This is a genomic window from Trinickia sp., assembly GCF_036503415.1.
Taxonomy (GTDB): Bacteria; Pseudomonadota; Gammaproteobacteria; order Burkholderiales; family Burkholderiaceae; genus Trinickia.
Window position 1 is genome coordinate 1 of sequence record NZ_DASXWY010000152.1, and the last position, 25,500, is coordinate 25,500.

Here is a 25,500-nt window from a genome sequence, read left to right on the forward strand (position 1 = left end):
GAGCCGCCGCTGAAAATCTGGCGCGGGCAACCCGCGAACGTGTCCGAGGCTCAACGAGCGCTGTCCAAACGTGCACGCTTGAATTCGGCGGCATCGCTCGGTCGATACGACGCCAAAGACGAATCGACGTCCTGACGCGAAAGAACCTGCCCGTGCGGCAGGTTCTTTCTCACTCGTCAGTGCAGTCAGTGCAGCGCCATTTGCACGACTTTGACGATGACGAGACCGACCGCAATCGCGAGATAACCGCGCAGGGCGCCCATCCAGACACGCGTCGAGAAGCTGAGCCGCGGCGCAGGGAGCGTGTCGAGCGGCGGCATCCGCCATTGCTCGCGCGCGACCACGGCATCGCCGTCGTCCTTGGCATGCTGCTGGCCCATATTCTCGCGGCGCTGCATGAAGCGAATGACGGCGTAGCCGAGAGCCGAGGCCGACGCGCCCGCAATCAACATGGCAACGATGGTCTCGCCGGAGAGATCCGGATAGACGGTGGCCGCTGTCAATATGATCGACAGCACGACGAGTGCCGCGACGACGGTGCCGGTGAAAAAGTTCAGCCGCCCCGAGTTGACCCAGGGGCCCAGTACCGCACGGTCGTTGCAAAGCAGCAGCAGGAACACGGTGGCGCTCGGCAGCAGGACACCGGCCAGCGTTTGAACGGCCTCGGTCAACAGGCCGAGCGGGCTGCCGGGCATCAGCACGAGTGCGGCGGCCAGCACGACGATGCCGAAATAGACGAGATAAAAGCCCTTGGCGTCGGCCACGCTCCGGTGCAGCGAATGGCGAATGCCGAATACGTCGCCGATCGCGTAGGCGGTCGAAAGCGAGACGGCGGCCGCGCCGATGATCGAGGCATCGAGCAGGGCGACCGCGAAAATCGTCGCCGGCATGCGGCCCACGTATTGGTGCAGCCCGTCGATGACGCCGCGCGCATCGGTGAATTGGCCGGCTTCGGGGCGGCCCGAGAAGAGCGCCGCGGTGAACGCCATCATCGCCACCGCGCCGATCACGACGAGCGCGATTCCGATCCAGAGATCGACCTTTTCATACTTCATGAAGCGGGGCGTAATGCGCTTGTCGATCACGTAGCTCTGCTGAAAGAACAGCTGCCACGGCGCGACCGTGGTGCCGACGATGCCGATCACGAGCAGCATCACATCGGCGAGCCGCGCGTGAGCGGGCCAGCGCGGCACCGCGAAATCGCGTGCGATCACGTGGATCGGCGGATGGATGGATACCAGCACCGGCACGAGCAGCAGGCTCCCCACGCAAAGGACGATGGCGAACCGCTCGAAGCGCCGAAAATCGCCGGTGCCGACCGCGACCATCGTCAACAGCGCGGCAATGCCGACGCCGACGAACTTCGAAATGCCGAGAAAATCGAGCGCGAACGTGATGCCGATGAACTCGGTGACGATCGTGAGCGCATTGAGCAGGAACAGGTCGATGACGCTGAAGGCGCCCCAGAACTTGCCGAACCGCTCGAAGATGAGCCGTGCGTGGCCTACGCCGGTCACGGCGCCGAGGCGCAGCACCATCTCCTGATTGACGTAGAGCACCGGGACGAGCAGGGCGAGCGTCCATAACAGCGCCGTGCCGTAGTTTTGTCCGGCCTGGGTGTAGATGCCGAAGGCGCCCGCATCGTTGTCGCCGACCATCACGATGAGGCCGGGGCCGAGGATGGCGAGCAGCGTCCGAATGCGCGCGGCCCAGTTGCGGCGCGGCGCCGTATCGTGGTGCGCGATCGTGCCAAAAGCGCCCCGGATGTCGCCGACATGGGCGTCATCGAGGGCGGCGCTGCGCGTAGTAGCGACTTGTGCGGGTGTGGACATGATTGTTTTCTCCGCGGTCATGCCGGGTCCTGCTTGAAAAAGCAACAAAGGCATAGCGCTTGGACGCCTGCGGACACGCCCGGTCCGGCCCGTCGGTGGCATGCGTTCGCGCGAAAGCGAGCGCGCGCAACCCGACGGCGCGAAAAGGCCATTCGAATCGATGCGCGGAGAAAAACTGCTACGGAATACTGCGATGCGCACCGTCTGCCTGGGAGGCGAGACGGCGGCTAATGGAAGGAATCAGCGCGTGGCGTCGTGCCGCTCAGGCAGAAAAACCGTTCGAAGGTCGACTACTGCAACTGTCCAAGGCATATGCCCCACTTGTGAGATTAGTTGCATTTTAGTGGCTCATTTTGAGATGAGTCAACACGAACCGTGCCGGGAATGGGTGTTTTCGCGCACCGGTACCGCTGCGAGAGACGGTTTTCGCGGGAGGCCGTTGCGGTGGGGCAACAGCCGTTCGTTAGTTGTGCTGACTATCGACTATCGACTATCGACCATCGACTACCGGACCGTCGGCGGCGTCGCCACTTCCTTCGGTCATGACCGAATCGACGAGCGTACGCATGCGCTTCCAATGCGAACCCTCCCAGAAGACGCGCCGGCATACATCGCAGGTCGCGAACCGCGTCTGCCGCTCGAACACGCCGTCGGGTACCCGCTCGCGAACGGCTTCCTTGTCGATGGGCCGCAGCGGGGCGTTGCACGTCAGACAAAGCCGAAAAGCGCGCGTGCTCCGGGCAAGGTCCAGGCGGCGGTAAAGCTCGCGCAACTGCGCCTCGGGTTTGAGCGCGCGGACGTAGCAGCCATGCGTGATGGTGCGACGCTTCAGAAGCTCGCGGTCGCGCGACAGGACGATGCGTGCCTCGGCCAGTGCGAGCGTCTCGATCTCGTCGTCGGCGAAATGGTTGTCGTAAAGCGTGTCGAACCCCGCGAGGCGCAGCAGCTGCGCGAGCCCGCCCAGATGAGCGTCGGCGACGAAACGGATGGTCCGCAGCGGCTCGGGTCGCAGACGCAGCAGCGGCGTGATATCGAACGCCTCGAATTTCGGATAGACCGCTACCCGGTCGCCATCTTGAAGCGCGTGGTCGAATGCAACCGATTCGCCGTTGACGAGAATCAGTTCGACCTCCGTGTGGGGGACGCCCAGTGCTTCGATCATGTGCTTGGCCGTGGCGGCGCGCGCGCAGGCGCAGCTGAATTCGCGCCGGCGCTGGGAAGGCGCGAGAAAATCGTTCAGTTCCTCGTAAAACCGGAACGTGGCGGTAACAGGCGACATCGCAGCAGTATCGCACCTCCCCGGCCGCGACGTGAGCCGCGCCAACCGTCACGGTGGGATTCGGTGCGACCGTGCCGGGTGTGCGCGCTTCATGCGGCAGATAATCGCGTTTCGGTGTATCGGCTTGTTCATCCGCCATCCCCTTCAAGGAGCGCTGCCGTCATGAGTCTTCATACCTGGTGGCTTTTCGTGGCCACGGTGTTCGTGGTGTCGGCCATTCCCGGGCCGAACATGTTGCTCGTCATGACCTCGAGCGCCCAGCATGGCCTGCGCCGCGCCAGCGCCACGATGGCCGGATGCCTGTCGGCGCTCGTGCTCATGCTCGCCGTCTCGGCGGCGGGCCTCGGTGTTTTCCTGCAAGCGTGGCCGGCGATGTTCGATGCGTTGCGCCTGATCGGTGCGGGCTATCTCGTCTATCTCGGCGTGAAGGCATGGCGCAGCGCGCCTCAGGCACCGGCCGCTGACGCGCGCGAGTCGCGTCAGACGGCACCACCGGTGCGCTCGCTTCCCGCGCTCTATCGCAACGGCTTTCTCGTGGCGAGCAGCAACCCGAAGGCGATCCTCTTTGCCGCGGCGCTGCTGCCGCAGTTCATCGACGCGAGCAAGCCCACGCTGCCGCAGTTCGGCGTGCTCGTCGCGACGTTCGCCGTCATCGAGGTCAGCTGGTACCTCGTCTATGCGGCCTTCGGTTTGCGCATTGGCGCGACGCTGCGCAGCGAGCGCGTCACCAAGGTGTTCAACCGGCTGACGGGCGGTGTTTTCGTCGGCTTCGGCGCCATGATGGCACTCGTCAGGCACTGACATCGGCGCGGTTCGATGCCGCATTCATTCGGTCTCGCCCCGCTGGGGCAAGAGACCGAGTGCGAACGCAGCGGCGGCAAACGCAAGGCCCACGATGCAGACTCCGCTCCAGCCCGCCCACGCCCAGGCCATACCTGCGAGCGATGCGCCAAGCGCGCCTCCGACGAAGAAGATGCCGACGAACAGCCCGTTGAGTCTGCCGCGCGCGGCCGCGTTCATGAGATTGATCGCGCGGCGGCCCAACGTCTGATCCGTCACGACGCCGGCATCGAGCGTCGCCGCGCCCGCCACCAAGAGGCCCAACGCCAAGGCACGGTGCGCATCGGCCGCGAACCCGAACCATCCCGCACCTGCAATGCCGCTCGCGATCCACGCCGCGAGCATGCTCGAGTGACCGATGCGCAGCGCCAGACGCCCGGCGCGCCTGTCCCCGGCGTAACCGGCAAGCGGTGTCGCCACCACGCCGGCAGCGCCAGCGAGGGCGAACACCCCGATCTCGTAGAGGTTCAGTCCGAACGGCGCATGCGTGAGCCTGAGACCGATACCGGTCCAGAACGCGCTGAACGCCCCCATTCCCAGCGCGGCCGAAAGCGAGCGCCGCCGCAAGACCCGTTCGGTCAAAAGCAGCGTCAGCAGCGAGCGCAGCAGCGCGCCGTAGTGCGCAACGGCGGTGGGGGTGCGCTTTGGCAACAGCGATGCGAGGACCAGCGCCAACACCGCGTCAGCGGCGGCGGCGACGCCGTAGAACGCGCGCCAACCGATCATCGCCGCGCCCACGCTGGCCAGCGGCCGCGAGAGCAGTATGCCGAGCATGAGTCCGCTCATGACGTTGCCGACGGCTCGGCCGCGATGCGTTTCGTGCGCCATGGAAGCCGCCATCGGCACCAGCATTTGAATGACGCATGACGTTGCGCCCGCCAGAAAGATCGCGGCGAGAAAGACAGTCCCCGAATGCGCGAACATCGCCACGGCGAGCAGCGCCGCACAGACCGCGAGCGTGCGCACGATCAGGCGGCGGTTCTCGAGAAGATCGGTCAGCGGGACGAGTAGAACGAGCCCGAGCGCGTATCCGAGTTGCGGCAGCATCGAGATCGCACCGGTGAGACCGGGCGGCAGCCCGAGCGACTGAGCGATCGGCGCGATCAACGGTTGAGCCGCGAAGAGGTTCATGACGATGACGCCGACCGCGAAAGCGAACAGCAGAGTCAGCGGTGCGCTCAGCGCCTGCGGCGGTTCGCTTGCGGCGGGCGTGGGCCGCAGCGCGCAAGCGTCGTAAAGATCGGTGAGATCGGTGGGCCCATCCATGCTGGCTAATCCTCGAAATGACGATCGAGTGCCCATCGTAGGATGCCCGGTGTTATGCGACAATTGAAATATGTCGATATTGATTATGCGGAGTTGTTTTGAACACACGCGATCTGCAAGCTTTCGTGGCGGTGGTCGATAACGGATCGATGGTCCGTGCCGCCGCCCAACTGCATCTGACGCAGCCCGGGCTCACGCGCCGGATTCAGAACCTCGAGACCACGCTGGGGGTGCCGCTGCTCGACCGGTTCAGCAAACCCCTCAAGCCGACCGGCGCTGGCCGCGAAGTCTATTCGCTGGCGCGTGCGGTGCTGCGCTCGGTCGACGATCTGCTCGCGGTCGCCGCGCCTGATAGCGAGCCGGCCGGCGAACTGCGGATCGGTGTGCCGCCCTTTCTCTCGGAGCTGGCGCTCGAGGCGCCGATCGATCGGCTGCGCAGCGCATTTGCGAAGCTCACGCTGCGGGTGACGGCGGCCTGGTCGCCGGCGCTCGTCGAGCGCGTGCAGCGCGCGGAGGTCGATGCGGCGGTTGTCATGATGCCGGGCGCATTTGCGATGCCCGACACGTTGAATGCGACGCTGCTGGCCGTGCAGCCCACGCTCATCGTCGCGCCACGCTCGTTCGAGGTGGCCCGTTCGCGGCCGGGCCGCGGCAGCCGACCGCGCGCCACGCTCGAGGAGTTGTCGCATCATCCATGGGTGCTGAATCAGGACGGCTGCGGCATGCGCTCGACGCTGAGCCGGGCGCTGCGCGCGTTGGGTCTGCCGTTCGAGGTCGCAGTCGAAGCATTCGGCTCGGATTTGCAACTCTCGCTCGTTGCGCGCGGCGTGGGGCTCGGCGTCGTGACGCCGGGCGTGCTGGCCGCCAGTCCGTATTGCGAGCAATTGCAGCCGCTCGATGTCGAGGACTTCGAAGGCACCCTGAACGTCTGGCTGTTGCACGGCAGTTTGCCGGGACGGCTCATGCGGCCGGTTTCGCTGCTGCGCGATGCATTGATCGACGTGATGGCAGTGGCACCGCAGCTCCGGGGCGCGAAGCCGCTCCCGGCGTCGCCTGCAGAGCCCGAAACGAAATCCGCACGGCGCCCGCGTTCCGGCTCGCGGGGGCGCGCCGAATCGTCGCAGCCTCAGTAAGCGAAGTACGGCCCGACGCCGCCGGGTGTGCTTTGCTGTTCGATGGCCGCATAGACATTGCGGCCGTAAAAGAACGGCAACCCCCAGTCGAACACGGTAGAGCCCACGAAAGCGGGACCCGCGAGCAAGGGCAGCGCGGCCGCGCCCGCACGGTTCTGGGCGATGTTGCTCGCATTGCCGACACTGAACGTGACCGCACTCGCCACGCCGTTCGCGCCGCGGTTGATCGCGGAGAACTGGGTGGTGGAGGCAGGGCAGTAATAGTCGCTGTTGGGGCTCGCGCACGCGGACATCTGGTTGGTCGCGAAAAAGAGGCCCGTCGAGCCGCTATCGATGAAGCTGCTCGCGTACGTCGTGCCGTTCTCCGACGTGGCGAACACGCCGCGCATCGCGTCGACGGTCAGCACCGTCGCGGAGCCCAGGCCATTGTTCGCTGCGGTGCCGATGCCGAAGATCAATTGACCGTCGACGCTGGTCGCGCCGCTCGGCGCGATCGCGGGAAGACTGACGATGACGCCGTTGTTGTCAGTGGCAAAGTAGGGGACCGGATTGGCAACCTGCAGGCGCTCCTCCACGGCAATCGACGTGCACGATGTGCCCGAGCAGGCGTAATAGGTGCCGGCAATTGCTTGCTGTGCGCACGCGGCGCCGCAGTCGTGCTTGAACACGCCGATCCCGAGGATGCCGTTTGCCGCCAGTGCGCCCGGTGTATTACGCGCCGTACCGGTGTTCGAGCAGCTCGCCGGCACGGCGGCGTAGTTCGGATCGATGAGCTGCACCGGCAGCGCGCTCGCCGTTTCGCCGGAGATCTTGACGTCGGCGAGACGCACCGGGCCCCACGTGTAGCCGTCGAAGAACTGCATGCATTCGGCGAGCGCATTGCCGCTTGCATCGGTTTGCTGCGGCAGTGCGGCCGCGCTCGTCAGTTGCGAGGCGAACAGGCGCAGCCCCCATGAGCCGGTGTCGACGAGCACATGATCGATCGTCTGGCAGTTCGACGTGCCGGGCGCGCAGACCGTCACGCTGACGAACGGCATGTTGGGCACGCCCGAGATGCCATTGTCGACGGTGATCGGCGCAACGTTGGCGGCATGGGCCGTCGCGTTGGTATTCCCGTTCGGCGTAGTCGATACATTGTTGTTGGACGCGGCGGCCGACGCTGTACCGCCGCTCGAGCCGCCCCCGCCCCCGCCCCCGCACGCCGTCACGGCGAGTGCGATGAGCGCAGCCAATGCGAGCGTGATCGACCGGAAAGTTCGGTGCATGGCGAGCCTCCCGTTATCGAACGACGCTTGCGTCGACACCGGACGGCAAGGCCTGCGGCAGATACGCCTGTCCGGAGAAGGCCCGCAGATGTCCGCCGGAATAGATGACGAGATCGCTCGCCGCGACGGCGAGCGCGGCTTTGCGTCCTGCCGCGCTCGCGCTGACGTAGCGATCGAACGCATCGCCGAGCGTCGCCCTCAGGTCGGGCAACGTGGGTCCCTCCCATGCGACGCCGAACACCAGGCCCGATGACGCGACGTATTCGCGCACGACCGTGCCGGAAGGTAGCGTAATGGTGTGAACAATATAGAGACCTTGCACGCGGCTTGCGTGTCCAATGGCATGCATGGCGGTAGTGTCGCCATCGACCGTTTCGGCTTGGCCGCCCAACGCTGCGTGCGCGGGCGCATTCGAGAGACAAGGCAGAAGCACGAGCATGCGCGCGGCGCGCGCAAAAAAGCGTGAATTCACGACACTTCCTTCATACAAGACGCAAAGAACGGAGCGGGTGCACGTGAGGTGCTGCTGCGTCTACGGAAGCGTGACGCGCAACTTTAGGGCGGTATGGGCCGGGCGAGAGCGGCGCGGCGCACCGGAGAGGACCGACTGGCGAGACGGGCGAGCGCGAGAACGTTCGACGCTTCGACGTGCTTCGACGGTGAGCCGCACGAAACAAGGGTGCGATGCCGATCGGCATCGTCGGTTGCGTATGAAACGACGCCAACGTGGCGCGTCTAACGAATGGCGGAAAAAAACTTTGTCCGCGCGCCGAAAAAAGCTCTATTTTTAACTGGGCGCTGAAGATGAATACGGATCTCGGGGTGGGGCGCGTCGTACATCCCCCTCCCGCGGCAATTGCGCCGACGAATCAGAAGACGTCGCTATCGGGTCCCCTACCGGGGAGCCAAGGATGACGAGACAATGAAATCGGACTCTCGGTCGACCGGGTCAGCCCCGGGCCAACTGCCGGGCACGCGCGAGCTGCCGCAGCGTGAGCTTGTCGACGTGCCGCCCGAGGCCGAGCGCAAGCGCGTCCTGATCGTGGATCGCGATGCCGATGCGCTCTCGGGCCTCGCTTACTTGATCGAGAGCATGGGATACGAAGCGCAGCCGGCGCGTGACGCGGCCGAGGCGCTTTCGATCGCCCGCGAACAGTTGCCCGACGCAGCGTTCGTCGATATCGGCACGCCGCAGCGCGAAGATCTGGCAATCGCGCGCAGCTTGCGCGAAATCGCCGGTAAGCGGCCGCTTTTGCTGATCGCGTTGACCGGATGGGGGCAGCCTCAATACCGCGAGATGGCAATGGCGGCCGGATACGACGTGCACTGGGTGAAACCCGTCGGCGCGGATCAGTTGAACTTTCTGCTTTCGATGACACTTGTATGAATGTTGTATATGCGCAACGAAACCCATTTCGATTACGGCATCGTGTTGCGACGCACCAAGCGGTTTGCTAGAGTTGGAACTGTCTCCTCCATGTCTCCTCTGATATGGATTCAGCCCGCCAACTTGGCGGGCTTTTTTTTGCCTGTAGCGGGCAAACGCCTGTCTCGCTGCCGGCCCCGGCCCTTGACCCCTGCCTGGGCAGCGGCCGTGAAACACTGAAATCGGGCCATCCCGCCAGGCGGTAGTGCAGAAATCGCCGATTGACATTGGCCATGAACATCGGCCCTGAGAATGGCTCGGACTAGCGCCCGCCCTCGATCAAAACTTGTAGGACAGCGCGACGTACGTGATGAGCGGATTCGCCTTCAAGTCGCCCTGCGTTACGCCGAGCACCGAACCGTCCGCAGCCTTGACGATGACGGACGATTTAGTCTTCAGCGGGATGTAAGTCAGCGATGCCGTCACCCCCCAGTGCTTCGAAAAGCTGTACGCGCCCCCCACATTGAAGACGGGTGCCCACGAAGACGAAGCCTTGGCTTCGACTTTCGTCACGCCGGGCTTGTTCGCGCCGGCAGCCAATACGGCGCCCAGATTGTTCTGCGTCGACGTCACGAAGTTCGGATTGAGCTGGATATCGGAGAACCAGTTATATGAGACGCCGACGCCGACGAACGGTCTGAAGCGTGCCGTCGCGGAGGCGAAGTAATACTGAAGCAGGACGGCCGGGCTCCACTGGCGCACGCTTTTGACGATCGGCTCGTTGGAGGGATCGTCGAGATTGACCGTGCCCAGCGCAGCGGACGGGCCGGGCGGCACCACCTTGCCATGGCCGTACATCTTGAACGTCGGCGGCACGCCTGCCACCGTCGTCAGCGCGATGTGATCGGTGAAGAAATGGCTGATGACGAGACCGGCCGTATCGGCGTTGTTCGTGGACAAGCCGCTGCCCGACGACGTGAACGAACTCGGCAGACGCAGCGGAGTATCGATCGGCTGGGGCGACACAGAGGTCGTGAGCGGCGTGCTGGAGTCCTGCGGCATGATGTGGAACCAGCCGAGCGAGACGACGTTCTCGCCGGCGTGCTGGCCGTAAGCGGCGCCCGAAACGCAGAGCGCGGAAGCGGCCCAGGCCGCGGCGTGGATCTTTTTCATCGTTGACTCTCCCTGTACAGCGTTTGTTATGTGCCGCGCCGGCCGCTCGTCGGCGGCTTCGGGCGCGGCGGGTGCCCGATTCGTTACTGCGGTGCGCTACTGCGTCGGCAACTGCACGAATGCGTTGATCGTGAAGTAGGGCGACGATGCATTCGATTGGTCGAGATAACCGAACACGCCGCCCGTGAAGATCAGCTTGCCGCTCGCCGAGGACGCGCCCACTTTGGTCGACGTCACGACGCCGGGGACGCTCTGTGCGAAGTCGAGGTTCAACGCCGTGGCGAGCGATGCCTGCGACGGGTGATATGGATCGAGCATCGTGGCCTGTGTGCCGATCAGTGCCGTCGCGCGGTAGTCGAACTGGCTGTCGACGCCGATGTACTGCCCGTCCTCCGCATTCACGGCAATCTTCGATTGCGGCGCGAGGATCGAAATGCCCGATTCGTCGTCCGCGACGAGCAGATTCGGATTGGCGTAGCCGGTGCGAATGAGGATCGGTACGAGCTGGCCGCGCAGCTTGCCCACGATCATGAAGCCTTTGCCTTGCGGGGAACTGGCGAGCGTGGGCTTGGCCTGCCCCTGGAAGTTGTCGGTTTCGAATGCCCCGCTGCCGTCGGACGACAGTACCCAGTTCGTACCGGGCTGCTGGCACTTGCCGGCATTGACGCCGGTGTTGTCGCATTCGGTCCAGGTACCGTTCGCGTTGAGCGTGATCTTCGTGTCGACCGCCACCTGCAGGAAGTTCTGCGAAGGCACCTCATGAAAGCCGAGCTGGTTATAGGTCCCGGCCACATTCGCGAGATTGGTCTCGAGCGAGGAAAAACCGATGAACGGGTAGTAGGGGAACGTCGTATCGGCAATCGCGCCGACGCCGGCCATCCCGTTGTATTGCAGCTCCTTGCCCGGGATCGTGCCGCCGAGTACGCCTTCGCCCACGAAGATGCGCGCGGGCCGATTGGGATCGAGGCTCGCGCCGTTCAGATAGAACGCGCACTGGTTCTGCTTGGCCGTCGGCAGCAACGTTTCCTGTGTCAACGTGCCCGACTGTTGAGTACCCGCACGCGTGGGCGTGGCGGTGCCGGTGGTTTGTGGAACGGGCGACTCGACATAGTTGACCTGCCAGGTCATCTTGGTCGTATCGATGCGCATTTGCACGAGTTCGCCATCGCCGCCGCCGCCCGTGAAGACGGTGTTGTAGTCGAGCGATGCGGGGCAAAGCCGGTCGACGACCGGGGCGGGCGAACCGCCGCCTCCGCCGCCACCGCATCCGGCCAGGACGAGCGCTGCCGCCAGCGCCAAAAGGGCTTTCCAGCTCATAACCGTTCCTCCTTGTACTTCGTTTATCGTTATCGGGCGGCCGGCTCCCTGTCGGCGCGCCTCTTCGTTCGTCGTGCTGACTGATACGGGTTGCTTGCCTCCTCGTAGACGTTGGCCGATTCGAATGACCGCTCGAAGCGCCGCGCGTTGCGCTCAGTGCGCGCCCGCGAACGCGCCGATGCCGAAATAGGGCGTCGAGCTCGTCGTCTGCCCCACGATCGACGACGACGCAGCGATGCCGCCGTTTTCCGTGCCCTGCAGCAGAATCGCGAACAGGCCGCCCACCGTGGAGCTCGGCGAGAAGCCCGTGGCGATCGCGAAGCCCGCGTTGCCGGCGCTGTCCTGCACACTGAGGAGTCCCTGATTCGAGGACGGATAGTCGAGCGTGAACGTGCTTTCGGCCGTGCTCGTGGGGGGATCGACGAACTTGCCCGACGTGCCCTGGATCAACGTGGCCGTGTATTTGAAGTTCGAATCGGCGCCGACGAAGCCGCCGTCGAGCGTGCCCGATGCGATGTTGCCGGCCGCAGCCAGCATCGCGATGCCGGACTCGTCGTCGACGGTCAACGTGCCGGGGTTCGCGTAACCCGTTCGCACGACGATGGGCACGAGCGCGCCGTTGAACCTGGCGAGCACCATGTTGGCGTGCGCGCCGCTGCCGAGCGTCGCGCCGCCGACGATGCGCGGGGGATTGCTGCTCGTGAAGTAGCTGCCCGCGCTGGCGGCCGCCCAGGTGCCGCCCGTCGTCGTGCAACTGCCCGCGCTCGACGTGCAATTGCCGGTCGCGTCGAACGTCTCCGTGGTATTCGTGCCCACGGCGCGGTAGTTGTCCGAAGGCTGCAGGTGATAGACGAGCCCGTTGTAGGTGCCTTTGAGGTCGGCCAGGTTAGTATCGACATCGGCAAAACCGATGAACGGATAGAAGTCGAACTTGCGGTCGGGCACCGAGAAGAGGCCCAAGATGCCCGGGTACTGCACCTCCGCGCCCGGGATGCCGCCGCCTGCCACGCCGTAGCCCACGAAGATCGTCGGCGGGTTGCTCGCGTTGAAACTGCCGGTCGTCGCATAAGCGGAACCGTCGCTCGCGGTCCCGTTGCCCGGTTGCAGGACGAACGCGCAGCGGTTTTGCTCCGCGCTCGGCAAATCCGTGCGATGGGTGACGGCACCCGTGATCGTCGCGCCGGCGCGTGTCGGCGTGACTTGCCCTGCCGTCAGCGGAATCGGGGATTCGAGCCACTTGAGCGTATAGCTCATCGAAGTCGGATCGATCTTCAGGCTGACGATCTCACCGCTGCCGGCGCCGCCAAGATAGGTGTTCTGAGCGATGCTCGCTTCGGTTGGGCAAAGCGGCTGGATCGCGGCCGACGTCGGTGCGCCCTGAATGCCGCAACTGGCACCGGAGCACTGGGACGCGCCCGAGGTGGATGCGGAGGTGCTCGAGCCGCCCGAGCAAGCTGAAACGAGGGGAATGCTGACGAGTACCGACAGCAAGCCCCTTGAAATGGCAGTTTGCATGCCTTTGTCTCCCTGATCTCGTTATGCGGCGTAATGTCGCCGTGCATTTTTTTTCTGTCAATTGATAAAGGCGTCTAAAAAAGCTAATTCAAACGGCCGCGCCGGCCGTCAACTAATACGGGGCGGCCTCGTTCGGACGAATTGAAACGAAAAAGCGTTTCAAGCGCTGGATCGATCGCGCAACATTGGCACGGCACATGAAGTGGCGCAGGGCGGGAGCGAGGCGGCACGCGGGTGCCGCAAGGCTCGGAACAATGACGATGAAAATACGGAGATTCCCGAGGCGCGCCGGCTTCGTTTAATTCGGCTTTGTGGAGATTTGCAAACTTTGGTTACGAAAGTTACGCCTTGCCGGCTAGTCTGACGTTGACCTTTCCAATTGCGGTGGCGCGAAAAAAATAAAGCCGGCCATTGGAGGCCGGCTTTACCGGAAGCAATCTGAAAAGCAATTGCGCTAGCAAATCAGCGGGCGAGACCCGAATCTTCGGCTGCACCGATACAGAGATTCATACATTGGATCGCCGCGCCTGAAGCGCCTTTGCCGAGATTGTCGAGCCGCGCCACGGTCACGAAGCGTTCCTCGTTGCCGAACACGAAGAGGTCGACTCGGTTCGTCTCGTTGGAGGCTTGTACGTCGAAAAAACCGGCATCGAGGTTGTCCTCGGCGTCGAACGGCGCGACGCGCACGAACGCTTCGCCGGCGTAGTACTCGGCATAGAGCGCTTGCACGTCGCGCGGCGTGACGCGTTTGCCGAGTTCGGCCGCCGAGAACGACGTCGTGACGGCGAGGCCCTTATAGAAATTGCCGACGATCGGCGTGAAAACAGGCGTCGCCTGGAGCCCACCGTGCACGGTCATTTCGGGCAGGTGCTTGTGACCGAGCGCGAGGGCATACGGACGCGGGCTCGCGAGCTTCGCAACGGGCGGGCTGGCCTCGTACTCGGCGATCATCTTCTTGCCGCCGCCGCTGTACCCGGTGATCGAATACGCATGCGCCGTGAACGCGGGTGTGACGACGCCTGCCTCGACGAGCGGCCGCATGGCGAGCACGAACGCCGAAGCATGGCAACCCGGCACGGCAACGCGCTTGGCGCGACGAATCCGCTCTCGCTGCGTACGCGTGAGTTCGGGCAGCCCGTACGCCCAATCGGCATGTGTGCGAAACGCCGTACTGGCGTCGATGACCACCGTCTTGTCGTTATCGACGAGGCCGACCGATTCGCGCGAGGCGACATCGGGCAAGCAGAGGAACGTGACATCGGATGCGTTGATGAGCCGGCGACGTTCGTCGATGTCCTTGCGCTTGGCCTCGTCGATCCGCAGGATTTCGATATCGGCACGTCGCGACAGGTACTCGTAAATCTTCAGGCCAGTCGTGCCTTCCTGCCCATCGACAAAAACTTTGGTGCTCATTTCGATCTCGCTGGTTTCACCGGATTGACATAGACGGCGCTGCCGCGCGCCCAAACCGTGATTTTACGGCCTTGGCGCGAAAGCCGGGCAATTTCGAGGCGGTCGGCGCGAATGCTGGGCTCAGCGGCCGTACGTTACCGTGATGCGGGCCTTTGCGAGCGTCGCCGTACCGATCTCATGCTCGAACATCAGCGCGGGCCGGCCGGCGGCGAGCCGCAAATCGACCGTGTTCAGCGCATAGACGGTGACGACATAGCGGTGCGGTTTGCCAGGAGGCGGGCAGGGGCCGCCGTAGCCGGAAGCATCGTCATAGTCGTTGCGCGCCTCGATCGCACCCATTTGCTTGAGCCGGTCCGAGCCGCTCGCCTGCGTGGGCAGCGCGTGAACGCTCGCGGGAATACCGGCAACGGCCCAGTGCCACCAGCCCGGCCCCGGTGCGTCGATGTCCACCATCGTGACCGCGAAGCTCCGGGTGCCCGGCGGCTCGCCGCTCCACTGCAACTGCGGCGAGCGGTTCAACCCGTGGCAGCCGTTCTTGTCGTAGACGAACGCGTTGCCGAGCGGCTCGCCGGGCGGCAGATCCTTGCTCGTCACCGTGAAAGTGCTCTCGGCCCATGCGGCGGGGATGCCGCACCCTGCGAGACCGAGCGTCGCCCAGGCGAGCGCCGCGGCCCCTCCCCGCGCGCGGAGCAGAAACCGAAATCGAAACCGAAACCGAAACCACACCGATGCAATGACCGAGCATGGCTTGAGCATGAGCCGTTTCTCCCCCGGGAGTCGCGAGACCGCGCGTCCGTAGCGGTGATTAATGGCCCGAACCGGTCTTCCGGGCCGGAATCGAGTCTAACATTTGGGCTCTCTGCCGGAGCGGGCTGTCGCGCGGGCAACACGCCGCGCGGCGGCTTTGGCGCGGAGTCTGCCCGGCACCGGCGATCCCCTCCACGACATCCGGATTCATGAACGAGAACGAGCTTATCGAACCGTCCCCGTTGGCGCCTACGAGCGCGCCCGCACCCGGGGCGCGCATCCGCGTCGTCATGGCCGACGATCATCCGGTCATTTTGCTCGGTGCGCGGCATGCGCTCGCGCGCTTCCCCGATATCGACGTCGTGGCCGAGGTGCGCCAGTCCACCGATCTCGTCAAGACGTTGGCGCAAGTCGCGTGCGACGCGCTCGTCACCGATCTGGCGATGCCGGGCGGCCGCCATGGCGACGGGCTGCCGCTCATCGGCTATTTGCGGCGGCATTTTCCCGCGCTGCCGGTCGTCGTCCTGACGATGCTCGAAAACGCCGCGCTGATTCGGCGGCTCGGCGAACTCGGCGTCGTCGCCATCGTGAGCAAGGCCGACGATCTGTCTCACATCGGCTTGGCGGTTCGCCATGTGGCGCGCGGCCTTCCTTACGCGGGCCCGACCGTGCGCGCGGCGCTCGAGGCGATGAACGCCGGGGGCGGGCGTGGCGAGCAGGCCCCGCTCTCGCCGCGCGAACTCGAGGTCGTGCGTCTGTTCGCGGGCGGCATGACTATGAAAGAGATCGCTGAGCGGCTCAACCGCAGCATCAAGACAGTCAGCACACAGAAGACAGCGGCACTGCGCAAGCTCGGCCTCGCGCGGGATTCGGAGCTCTTCCAGTACGCGCAGTCGGCCGGGCTGAGCCATCTATCGTCGGCGCAATGACAAACGCCCGTCGCGAAGACGGGCGTTTGTCAACCGGGTTCGCCGCGCTCAGTGCACCGAACGGCGGTTTGCTTCGGCTTACTGCGGTGCGGCCGTTGCGCCACCGTGCGCGGCGGACCATTCGGCCGGCGCGTGCAGGAACTTCTCGACTTCATCGAGCGTTTTCGCTTCGAAGTAGCCCGACGCCTTCGCCACACGCAACACGTCCCACCACGTGGCGAGCGCGTGCAGGTCCACGTCGATGTCTTTGAGCACCGACACGCTTTCCTTGAAGATGTTGTAGTGAAAGAGGACGAAGCAGTGGTTCACGCGTGCGCCGGCCGTGCGCAGCGCGTTGATGAAGTTGATCTTGCTGCGGCTGTCCGTCGTGAGATCTTCGACGAGCAGCACGCGCGATCCTTCCTCGAGCAGCCCTTCGATCTGCGCATTGCGCCCGAACCCCTTGGGCTTTTTGCGCACGTACTGCATCGGCAGCATCATGCGGTCGGCGATCCACGCCGCGAACGGGATGCCGGCGGTTTCGCCGCCCGCGACAGCGTCGATCTGCTCGTAGCCGACGTCGCGCAAAATTGTCGCTTCCGCCATCTCCATCAAGCCGCGGCGCACGCGCGGATACGAGATCAGCTTGCGGCAGTCGATATACACCGGGCTGGCCCAGCCGGACGTGAAGATGAACGGTTTTTCGGCATTGAAGTGCACCGCCTGCACTTCGAGCAGCATCTTGGCGGTCGTATCGGAGATCGTTTGGCGATCGAAGCCTGTCATGGGCGAGTCCTTGGGGAGAGGGGCCGCGGCGGGCGCAATGGCCCGGGAAGCAGCCCGAAAGAGCCGGCGGCGCGCTCGTGCGCGCACAGGGGGCGTATTTTACCCGAGTTGGGGCGGGTGCCGGCCGGCCCGCCGGGGAGGTGTACACTAGCACCCCCGCAAACGCTGCCGGCGCGCGGGCGGCGTGCAGCCAGGACGCCGCGGGCCCTCACCGTGCCGGCCGACGGCGTGCGGGCCCTCGTCTTCCGGCGGGAGCCCTTCGGCGCGCGCGGGCCATATTCATTACGTCTTGCAGGTCAATCATGGACGAACAACTGAAGCAAAGCGCCCTCTCGTATCATCAGAATCCCCGGCCCGGCAAGATTTCGGTGACGCCGACCAAGCCGCTGTCGAACCAGCTCGATCTCTCGCTCGCCTACTCGCCCGGTGTCGCTGCCGCGTGCGAAGCGATTCACGCGGATCCGCTCGACGCGCAAAAGTACACCTCGCGCGGCAATCTCGTCGGTGTCGTGACCAACGGCACGGCCGTGCTCGGACTCGGCAACATCGGCCCGCTCGCGGCGAAGCCGGTGATGGAAGGCAAGGGGTGTCTCTTCAAGAAATTCGCGGGCATCGATGTCTTCGACATCGAACTCGCCGAGTCGGACCCTGACAAGCTCGTCGAGGCCATTGCGATGCTCGAGCCGACGCTCGGCGGCATCAACCTCGAAGACATCAAGGCGCCCGAGTGCTTCTATATCGAGAAGAAGCTGCGCGAGCGCATGAAGATTCCGGTCTTTCATGACGACCAGCACGGCACCGCCATCATTGCGTCCGCGGCCATCCTGAACGGTCTGAAGGTCGTCGGCAAGGAGCTGTCGCGCGTGAAGCTCGTCTGCTCGGGCGCGGGCGCCGCGGCCATTGCCTGTCTCGACCTGCTCGTCAACCTGGGGCTCACGCGGGAAAACATCCTCGTCGTCGATTCGAAGGGTGTCATCTATCAGGGCCGCGGCAACCTCGATCCGTCGAAGGAGCGCTACGCGGCCAAGACCGAGGCACGCACGCTCGACGACGCGATCGAATCGGCCGACGTCTTCCTCGGCTGCTCGAGCGCCGGCGTGCTCAAGCCCGACATGGTCAAGAAGATGGGCGCGAAGCCGCTGATCCTCGCGCTGGCGAACCCCGAGCCCGAAATTCGCCCCGAGGACGCGAAGGCCGCGCGCCCCGACGTCATCATCGCCACGGGCCGCTCGGACTATCCGAACCAGGTCAACAACGTTCTCTGCTTTCCGTTCATCTTCCGCGGCGCGCTCGATGTCGGCGCGACGACGATCACCGAGGAGATGAAGCTCGCCTGTGTACGCGCCATCGCGGAGCTGGCCGAGGAGACGGACCAGGGCGATGAAGTCGCCAAGGCCTACGAGGGTCATTCGCTCGAATTCGGGCCCGAGTATTTGATTCCGAAGCCGTTCGATCCGCGCCTGATCATCAAGATCGCGCCGGCGGTTGCCCAGGCTGCGATGGATTCGGGGGTCGCCACGCGCCCGATCCAGGACATGGATGCGTACCGGGAGCAGCTCGGCGCCACGGTCTACCGAACCGGGATGGTCATGCGCCCCGTCTTTGCGGCGGCCAAGCAAAAGGCCGCACGCATCGTGTTCGCGGAAGGCGAGGACGAGCGCGTGCTGCGCGCCGCGCAGTTCGTGCTGACGGAAGGCATTGCAAAGCCGATCATCATCGGGCGCCCCGCCGTCATTGAAATGCGCCTGAAGAAGATGGGCTCGAAGCTCAAGGGCGGAGTCGATTTCGACATCGTCAATCCGGAAGACGATCCGCGCTATCAGCAGTGCTGGCAGGCCTACCACGAGATCGGCGCGCGCGAAGGCGTGACGCCGGACGTCGCGAAGGCCGCGATGCGCAAGTTCAACACGCTGATCGGTGCGATTCTCGTGCACCTCGGTTACGCCGACGGCATGATCTGCGGCCTCATCGACACCTATCACAGCCATCTGAAGTTCATCGATCAGGTGTTGGGCCGCGCGGCGCAAGCCGAGCACTATGCCGCGATGAACCTGCTGATGCTGCCGGGCCGCAATCTGTTCATCTGCGATACCTACGTCAACGAGGTACCGAGCGCCGAGCAACTGGCCGACATGGCCGTCCTTGCCGCCCGCGAGATCGAGCGTTTCGGCATCGCGCCGAAGATCGCATTGCTGTCGAACTCGAACTTCGGCAGCACGCCCTCGGCATCGTCGCAGCGCATGGCGGCGGCGCGCAAGTTGATCGCGGCGCGCGCGCCGGAGCTCGAGGTGGACGGCGAAATGCACGGCGACGCGGCACTGTCCGAAGCAATCCGCAAACAATCGTTCCCGGGTACGACGCTGACCGGCGAGGCGAACCTGCTCATCATGCCGAACGTCGAGGCGGCCAACATCACCTATAACCTGCTGAAGATGGTGGGCGGAGAAGGCGTGACGGTCGGCCCGTTCCTGCTCGGTGCGGCCAAGCCTGTCCATATCCTGACGCCCGCGGCGACGGTGCGCCGGATCATCAACATGACGGCGGTCGCGGCAGCCAACGCGCGCGTGCAGTAACGCCGGCGCTCGAGAGAGCGCGCATGAAAAAGGCGGCTACCCGCAAGGGAAGCCGCCTTTTTTAATCGCTGCGGTGCTTGGCTAGGCCGCGTGCCGCGCCACCTCCCCCTTACGCCAGCGCGCCGCGAGATCGTTCCACTTCGCGCGTACCGCCCGCAGGTTGTTCTCCTTCACGTGACCGTAGCCACGAATCCCGTCAGGCAGATTCGCAAGCTCGATCGCGAGTGCGCGGTTATCGGCGTTGAGTCCGCCGAGCAGCTCGCGCACGAGCCCCTCGTACTCGCCGATCAGCGCGCGCTCCGTGCGGCGCTCTTCGGTCTTGCCGAACGGATCGAGCGTCGAGCCGCGCAGGAACTTCAGCTTGGCCACCACCTTGAACGCCGACAACATCCACGGGCCGTATTGCTTCTTGATCAGACGGCCGTTCGCATCCTTCTTCGCGAGAAGCGGCGGGGCCAAGTGGAAATTCAGCTTCCAATCGCCTTCGAACTGGGCCTGCAATTTGGCGATAAACGCGGGGTCCGTCTGCAGCCGCGCGACCTCGTACTCGTCCTTGTACGCCATCAGCTTGTGAAGGTTGCGCGCTACGGCTTCGGTCAGCGGCTCGTTGGCGGTATCGCCTTCGATGTTGCGCTCCGCCGCGCGCACCACATCGACGAGCGAGCGGTAACGTTCGGCATACGCAGCGTTTTGATAAGCGGTGAGGTGCTCGATGCGCTTGGCGATGAGGGCATCGAGGGCCTTTTTCGTATGCAGCGAGATCACGGTGGCGCCCGCCGTCTCGCGCGCGGCTGTCGGGTTGGCGCCTTGCTGCACGCTGGCCGGGTCGTGGGCCGCACGGCGGCCCCACTCGAACGCCGCGATGTTTTTCTCCACCTGCACGCCGTTGAGCTCGATCGCGCGCACGAGCGAGCGGTGCGAGAGTGGCAGCCAGCCGCGCTGCCACGCATAGCCGAGCACGAACGGGTTCGTGTAGATCGCGTCGCCAAGCAGCGCGACGGCGAAACGGTTCGCATCGACGAAATCGACGGCGTCGCCCGCCGCCGCACGCACGTCGTTCTCGGTGCTCGATCCCGGGAAGGTCCAGTCCGGGTTCTTGATGAAATCGGCCGTCGGCGTCTTCGAGCTGTTCACGACGACGCGCGTTTGCCCATACTGCATCCGCGACGTGCATTCGTCGCTGGCCGTCACGATCGCATCGCAGCCGATGACGAGTTCGGCTTCGCCCATTGCGATCCGCGTGGCATGAATATCCGCGGGCGCATTGGCGATCTGCACATGGCTCATGACCGCGCCGCCTTTTTGCGCGAGCCCGGTCACATCGAGTACCGTGACGCCCTTTTGTTCGAGATGCGCGGCCATACCGATGAGCGCGCCGATCGTCACCACGCCGGTTCCGCCTACACCCGTGACCAGTACGCCATAGGGACGCCCGATTTCGGGCAGTACGGGTTCGGGCACCTCGGGCAGTTCACCCGCATCGGCGCCGAGCGGCTTGGGCTTGCGTAGCTGCCCGCCTTCCACGGTCACGAAGCTCGGGCAGAAGCCCTTCAGACACGAGAAGTCCTTGTTGCAGCTCGACTGATTGATTTGCCGCTTCGTGCCGAACTCCGTTTCGAGCGGTTCGACCGACAGGCAGTTCGATTGGACCGAGCAATCGCCGCACCCTTCGCAGACCGCCTCGTTGATGACGACGCGCCGCGCCGGATCGGGAAACTGCCCTTTCTTGCGGCGGCGCCGCTTTTCGGTCGCACAGGTCTGGTCGTAGATGAGGATCGTCGTGCCGGGGATCTCCCGCAGCTCGCGTTGCACAGCGTCGAGCGTATCGCGATGATGGATCGTCACACCGGGCGCCAGCAGCGTCGTGCCGTCGTATTTTTGCGGCTCGTCGGTGACGATGACGATCTTGGCCGCGCCTTCGGCAGCGAGCTGGTGCGTGATCTGCGGCACCGTCAGCACCCCGTCGACGGGTTGCCCGCCCGTCATTGCGACGGCATCGTTGTAGAGAATCTTGTAGGTGATGTTGACTTTGGCCGCGATGGCGGCGCGAATGGCGAGCAGTCCTGAATGAAAGTAGGTGCCATCGCCCAGATTCGCGAACACGTGGTTGTCGTTCGTGAACGGCGCTTGCCCGGTCCAGGCCACACCTTCGCCGCCCATCTGGCTGAACGTGCTCGTGTTGCGGTCCATCCAGACCGTCATGTAATGGCAGCCGATGCCGGCCATCGCGCGCGAGCCTTCCGGCACGTTCGTCGACGTGTTGTGCGGACAGCCCGAGCAGAACCAGGGCTTGCGCTCGATCGCCACGCGCGGCTTGGCGAGTGCTTTTTCCTTGGCGTCGATGACGGCCAGGCGCGCGCCGATACGCGCGCGCACTTCGGCGGGCAGATCGAATTTCTCCAACCGCGTGGCAATCGCCTTCGCAATCAATGCGGGCGAGAGTTCGTAATGCGCCGGCAGCAGCCAGTTGCCCATCGGCACCGACCATTCGCCGCCCGCGCCGTCTTTCTCGTCGAACTTGCCGAACACGCGCGGACGCTGGCCGTCGGGCCAGTTGTAAAGCTCTTCCTTGATCGCATACTCGAGAATCTGTCGCTTCTCCTCGACGACGAGGATCTCCTGCAATCCTCGCGCGAACGCATGTGCGCCTTGCGCTTCGAGCGGCCAGACGCAGCCCACCTTGTAGAGCCGAATGCCGATGCGCGAGCAGGTTTCGTCATCGAGTCCGAGATCGACGAGAGCCTGGCGCGTGTCGAGATAAGCTTTCCCGCCGGTGATGATGCCGAAGCGCGCTTGCGGCGAATCGATTTCGATGCGATCGAGCTTGTTCGCACGCACGTAGGCCAGCGCCGCGTACCACTTGTAATCGAGCAGCCGGGCTTCCTGCACGAGAGGCGGATCGGGCCAGCGAATGTTCAGGCCGCCTTCGGGCAGCACGAAGTCGCCCGGCAAGACGATCTGCGTGCGCTGCGGATCGATATCGACGGAAGCCGACGACTCGACGACATCGGTCACGCATTTCATCGCGACCCACAAGCCGGAGTAACGGCTCATCGCCCAGCCGTGCAAGCCGAAATCGAGGTACTCCTGGACGTTCGACGGAAACAGCACCGGCAACCCGCATGCCTTGAAGATATGTTCGGATTGGTGCGCGAGCGTCGAGGATTTGCAGGCGTGATCGTCTCCTGCCAGCACGAGCACGCCGCCGTGTTGCGCAGAACCCGCCGAATTGCCATGCTTGAGCACATCGGCCGAGCGATCGACGCCGGGGCCTTTGCCGTACCACATGGAGAAGACGCCATCGTATTTGGCGCTCGGGTACAGATTGACCTGCTGCGTACCCCATACGGCTGTGGCGGCCAGATCTTCGTTGACGCCGGGCTGAAAGACGACGCGGTGGCTCGCGAGATGCTTCTTGGCTTTCCAAAGCGCGAGGTCGAGTCCGCCGAGCGGGGAGCCTCGGTAGCCGGATATGAATCCCGCTGTATTGAGCCCGGCCATCTGATCGCGCGCTTGCTGCAGCATCGGCAGCCTGACGAGCGCCTGGATGCCGCTCATATAAGCGCGGCCGTGTTCTAGGGTGTATTTGTCGTCGAGCGTGACGGAAGACAACGCGGCTTCGAGCGAGGCTCGCTGGCCTGCGTCTAGCGGGGCATTCATTATGTGGACTCCTCCAACCTGTTTGGGATCGCCAAAACTTCGTGGGCGTCGGCATCTTGTGGACGCGTCGGCCGGGGCCGCCATATTGACGGTTTTTTGCAGATGGTAGCACTGGGAGAAACCCGCCGCAGGACGTCAAAAATCGCCGATACGCAGCAGTAACCCCCGGAGCACGGGTTAAAGACATCTCATAACGGGGACGCCGTATCCGTCTGTAACCGACGTAACGCACTGTATGGAAGATGGAACCGCGGCGGCGCCCCTGGTCTAATTGCGTTCTCGCTGAAATACGCGAGTGCCGTAAACGACTCGCGCCTGGCTGCATCGGGCGCGAAAGAGAAAAAGGAGTACAGATGAACAAACGAAACGTTCAGAGCTTTCTGATGGTTTCCGCCGCATTTTTCGCCATGAACCTTCCGGTTCGCCCCACGAGCGCCGAAACGCCGGGGAGCCTGGCAGCCGCCGTGTCGCACAGCGTACGCATGGCCGGCGCGGGTGCGGATCAATATGCCGCGGGGGAAGCGTCCCCCGACGAGGAAGTATTCGCCGCGCGTCGCTGAGATCGCCTCGGCTCGACGCGCTCCAATAGACGAGCACGGAAGGGCGGAACGCTTGCACTACTGCGGGCGTTCCGCCTTTTTCGTTGTTGGGCGCCCAGTGACCCCGGATCAGCCCTTGTCGTCCACGACGCCCCGCCGGATCTGATCGAGTTCGATCGATTCGAACAACGCCTTGAAATTGCCCTCGCCGAACCCTTGATTGCCCTTGCGCTGAATGATCTCGAAGAAGATCGGGCCGATCTGGTTCTCGGTGAAGATCTGCAGCAGCAGATCGCCCTTCGCGCCGTCGATCAGTATCTTGCGGCGGCGCAGTTCGTCGAGCGGCTCGCCATGTCCGGGCACGCGCTTCTCGACGAGCTCGTAGTAGGTATCGACCGTATCGAGCAATTGGATGCCCCGCTCGCGCAGGCCGTCGACCGTACGATAGATATCGTTCGTGCCTAGCGCGATGTGCTGAATGCCTTCGCCGTGATAGGCGTCGAGGTACTCCTGGATTTGCCCGGCCGTTTCCGAACCTTCCTCGTTGATCGGAATACGGATCTTGCCGCACGGCGATGTCATGGCTTTCGATTTGACGCCTGTCACCTTGCCTTCGATGTCGAAGTAGCGGACCTCGCGGAAGTTGAAGAGCCGCTCGTAAAAAGCGGCCCATTCGCGCATGCGGCCGCGATGCACGTTATGCGTGAGATGGTCGATATAGGTGAGGCCGTGGCCGACCGGGTTCGGATTCGCGCCGGAAATCGGCTCGAAGTCGACGTCGTAGATATCGATATCGCCGACGCTGCCGGAGGCCGCACCGTGCTTGCCGCGCCAACGGTCGACGAAATAGATCAACGAATCGCCGACGCCCTTGATGGCGGGGATGTTCAACTCCATCGGCCCCGTCTTGTTATCGAAACCCCAGGCGCCCAGTTCGAGCGCATGCCGGTACGCCTTGGCCGCATCCTTGACCCGAAAAGCGATGGCGCAGATCGACGGCCCATGCAGGCGCGCGAAACGCTGAGCGAACGAGTCGGGCTCCGCGTTGACGATGAAGTTGATGCCGCCTTGCCGGTAAAGCGTCACGTCTTTGTGACGGTGCCGCGCGATGGCCGTGAAGCCGAGGCGCTCGAACAGTTTGCCGAGCGCTTTGGGATCGGGGGCCGTGTATTCGATGAATTCGAAACCGTCGGTGCCGACGGGGTTCTCCCATGTTTGGAACTGCATGCGTGTCTCCTATGGGCGGTCCGCGCCCACCTGGACACGCGCCGCAACGCCTACGGATAAACGCAAGTGTATAGCTCGACGGGCGACAAAATGTTGCGAGTTGCGCTCCGGCTGACTACGATTGCGCAACTTACTGCCAACGATGGCGTTTCAGGACGATGAAAATGGCCCAAATCGAACTCGATGCGGTCGACCGGCGCATTCTCGCCATTCTTCAGGAAAATGGGCGGGCATCGAATCAGGACATCGCGGACCGCGTGAATCTCTCGCCGAGCCCGTGCTTGCGCCGGATCCGGCGCCTCGAGGAGGCCGGCGTGATTCGCGGCTATGTCGCGCTGCTCGATGCGCAAAAGCTCGGCCTCGGATTGCTCGCCTACGTGAATGTGCGTCTGGAAAAACGCGGGGGCGCGACAGGACGGGCGGGGACGACGCACGCGGAACTCTTTCGCGCCGCGGTCCAGGCTTGGCCCGAAGTCGTCGCCTGCCATGCGATGACGGGCGAGATGGACTACCTGTTACGCGTGCAGGTGCAGGACATGGTGCATTTTTCGCGCTTCGTGCAGGAGCAGTTGCTGCACCACCCGTCCGTCGTCGATGTCAAAACGAGCTTTGCGCTGGAAAGCTTCAAGGAAACGACGGCATTGCCGATCGTCTGAAGTGC

The 25,500-nt window shown here is 64.3% G+C and carries 21 protein-coding genes; 8 read left to right on the plus strand and 13 right to left on the minus strand.

The window, feature by feature from the left end; all coding sequences use genetic code 11:
• Positions 1-135: class I fructose-bisphosphate aldolase (locus tag VGL01_RS18610; RefSeq protein WP_331571963.1), on the plus strand; the 135-nt coding region annotated here is incomplete at its 5' end.
• A gap of 50 nt (positions 136-185) precedes the next feature.
• On the opposite strand, the gene VGL01_RS18615 is transcribed toward VGL01_RS18610, so the two are convergent.
• Together VGL01_RS18615 and VGL01_RS18620 are read right to left on the minus strand one after the other, a co-directional pair.
• On the minus strand, positions 186-1,832 hold the full coding sequence (locus tag VGL01_RS18615; RefSeq protein ID WP_331571913.1) for an NRAMP family divalent metal transporter: 1,647 nt from the start codon (positions 1,830-1,832) through the stop codon (positions 186-188).
• Positions 1,833-2,322: 490 nt separating this feature from the next.
• On the minus strand, positions 2,323-3,111 hold the full coding sequence (locus VGL01_RS18620; protein ID WP_331571915.1) for a Mut7-C RNAse domain-containing protein: 789 nt from the start codon (positions 3,109-3,111) through the stop codon (positions 2,323-2,325).
• Positions 3,112-3,273: 162 nt separating this feature from the next.
• Between VGL01_RS18620 and VGL01_RS18625 the strand changes: the two genes are divergently transcribed.
• Entirely contained in the window at positions 3,274-3,912 is a 639-nt protein-coding gene (locus VGL01_RS18625; RefSeq protein WP_331571917.1) for a LysE family translocator, read from the plus strand.
• A 24-nt stretch (positions 3,913-3,936) separates the two neighbouring features.
• On the opposite strand, the gene VGL01_RS18630 is transcribed toward VGL01_RS18625, so the two are convergent.
• On the minus strand, positions 3,937-5,217 hold the full coding sequence (locus tag VGL01_RS18630) for an MFS transporter (RefSeq protein ID WP_331571919.1): 1,281 nt from the start codon (positions 5,215-5,217) through the stop codon (positions 3,937-3,939).
• Between the two features lie 98 nt (positions 5,218-5,315).
• Here VGL01_RS18630 and VGL01_RS18635 point away from each other — a divergent pair, with 98 nt between their 5' ends.
• On the plus strand, positions 5,316-6,350 hold the full coding sequence (locus VGL01_RS18635) for a LysR family transcriptional regulator (protein ID WP_414720294.1): 1,035 nt from the start codon (positions 5,316-5,318) through the stop codon (positions 6,348-6,350).
• On the opposite strand, the gene VGL01_RS18640 is transcribed toward VGL01_RS18635, so the two are convergent.
• On the minus strand, positions 6,344-7,615 hold the full coding sequence (locus VGL01_RS18640) for a DUF3443 domain-containing protein (RefSeq protein ID WP_331571921.1): 1,272 nt from the start codon (positions 7,613-7,615) through the stop codon (positions 6,344-6,346). The two genes, VGL01_RS18635 and VGL01_RS18640, sit on opposite strands and share 7 nt — an antisense overlap.
• Positions 7,616-7,628: 13 nt before the next feature.
• Positions 7,629-8,087 (minus strand): DUF2844 domain-containing protein, encoded by a 459-nt coding sequence (locus VGL01_RS18645; RefSeq protein ID WP_414720295.1) that lies wholly within the window; start codon positions 8,085-8,087, stop codon positions 7,629-7,631.
• 450 nt (positions 8,088-8,537) lie between these two features.
• Here VGL01_RS18645 and VGL01_RS18650 point away from each other — a divergent pair, with 450 nt between their 5' ends.
• Entirely contained in the window at positions 8,538-9,002 is a 465-nt protein-coding gene (locus VGL01_RS18650) for a response regulator (RefSeq protein ID WP_331571923.1), read from the plus strand.
• A gap of 318 nt (positions 9,003-9,320) precedes the next feature.
• Here the strand turns inward: VGL01_RS18650 and VGL01_RS18655 are convergent, their stop codons facing one another.
• From VGL01_RS18655 to VGL01_RS18675, 5 genes are all read right to left on the minus strand, one after another.
• Entirely contained in the window at positions 9,321-10,154 is an 834-nt protein-coding gene (locus VGL01_RS18655; RefSeq protein WP_331571925.1) for an OmpW/AlkL family protein, read from the minus strand.
• Between the two features lie 96 nt (positions 10,155-10,250).
• Positions 10,251-11,471 (minus strand): DUF2957 domain-containing protein, encoded by a 1,221-nt coding sequence (locus VGL01_RS18660; RefSeq protein ID WP_331571927.1) that lies wholly within the window; start codon positions 11,469-11,471, stop codon positions 10,251-10,253.
• Between the two features lie 153 nt (positions 11,472-11,624).
• Positions 11,625-12,986, minus strand: coding sequence for a DUF2957 domain-containing protein (locus VGL01_RS18665; RefSeq protein WP_331571930.1), 1,362 nt, complete (start codon positions 12,984-12,986; stop codon positions 11,625-11,627).
• A 462-nt stretch (positions 12,987-13,448) separates the two neighbouring features.
• Positions 13,449-14,399 (minus strand): N-acetyl-gamma-glutamyl-phosphate reductase, encoded by a 951-nt coding sequence (gene argC / locus VGL01_RS18670; RefSeq protein ID WP_331571932.1) that lies wholly within the window; start codon positions 14,397-14,399, stop codon positions 13,449-13,451.
• Between the two features lie 120 nt (positions 14,400-14,519).
• Entirely contained in the window at positions 14,520-15,155 is a 636-nt protein-coding gene (locus VGL01_RS18675; RefSeq protein WP_331571933.1) for a YbhB/YbcL family Raf kinase inhibitor-like protein, read from the minus strand.
• A 281-nt stretch (positions 15,156-15,436) separates the two neighbouring features.
• On the opposite strand from VGL01_RS18675, the gene VGL01_RS18680 reads away from it, so the two are divergent.
• Positions 15,437-16,075 (plus strand): response regulator, encoded by a 639-nt coding sequence (locus tag VGL01_RS18680; protein WP_331571967.1) that lies wholly within the window; start codon positions 15,437-15,439, stop codon positions 16,073-16,075.
• Positions 16,076-16,153: 78 nt separating this feature from the next.
• On the opposite strand, the gene VGL01_RS18685 is transcribed toward VGL01_RS18680, so the two are convergent.
• Positions 16,154-16,840 carry an orotate phosphoribosyltransferase gene (locus tag VGL01_RS18685; protein WP_173259619.1) on the minus strand — a complete coding sequence of 229 codons (687 nt, stop codon included), beginning with the start codon at positions 16,838-16,840 and terminating at the stop codon, positions 16,154-16,156.
• 302 nt (positions 16,841-17,142) lie between these two features.
• On the opposite strand from VGL01_RS18685, the gene VGL01_RS18690 reads away from it, so the two are divergent.
• The gene (locus tag VGL01_RS18690; RefSeq protein ID WP_331571934.1) at positions 17,143-19,413 is read left to right on the plus strand and encodes an NADP-dependent malic enzyme; all 2,271 of its coding nucleotides are present in this window, start codon (positions 17,143-17,145) and stop codon (positions 19,411-19,413) included.
• A gap of 81 nt (positions 19,414-19,494) precedes the next feature.
• On the opposite strand, the gene VGL01_RS18695 is transcribed toward VGL01_RS18690, so the two are convergent.
• Positions 19,495-23,073 (minus strand): indolepyruvate ferredoxin oxidoreductase family protein, encoded by a 3,579-nt coding sequence (locus tag VGL01_RS18695; RefSeq protein WP_331571935.1) that lies wholly within the window; start codon positions 23,071-23,073, stop codon positions 19,495-19,497.
• 353 nt (positions 23,074-23,426) lie between these two features.
• Between VGL01_RS18695 and VGL01_RS18700 the strand changes: the two genes are divergently transcribed.
• Positions 23,427-23,633, plus strand: coding sequence for a hypothetical protein (locus tag VGL01_RS18700; protein WP_331571937.1), 207 nt, complete (start codon positions 23,427-23,429; stop codon positions 23,631-23,633).
• A 108-nt stretch (positions 23,634-23,741) separates the two neighbouring features.
• On the opposite strand, the gene hppD is transcribed toward VGL01_RS18700, so the two are convergent.
• Complete coding sequence (gene hppD, locus VGL01_RS18705) at positions 23,742-24,839, minus strand: 4-hydroxyphenylpyruvate dioxygenase (RefSeq protein WP_331571939.1); 1,098 nt, start codon at positions 24,837-24,839, stop codon at positions 23,742-23,744.
• 164 nt (positions 24,840-25,003) lie between these two features.
• On the opposite strand from hppD, the gene VGL01_RS18710 reads away from it, so the two are divergent.
• Positions 25,004-25,495, plus strand: coding sequence for an Lrp/AsnC family transcriptional regulator (locus VGL01_RS18710; RefSeq protein ID WP_331571941.1), 492 nt, complete (start codon positions 25,004-25,006; stop codon positions 25,493-25,495).
• The last annotated feature ends 5 nt before the right edge of the window (positions 25,496-25,500 follow it).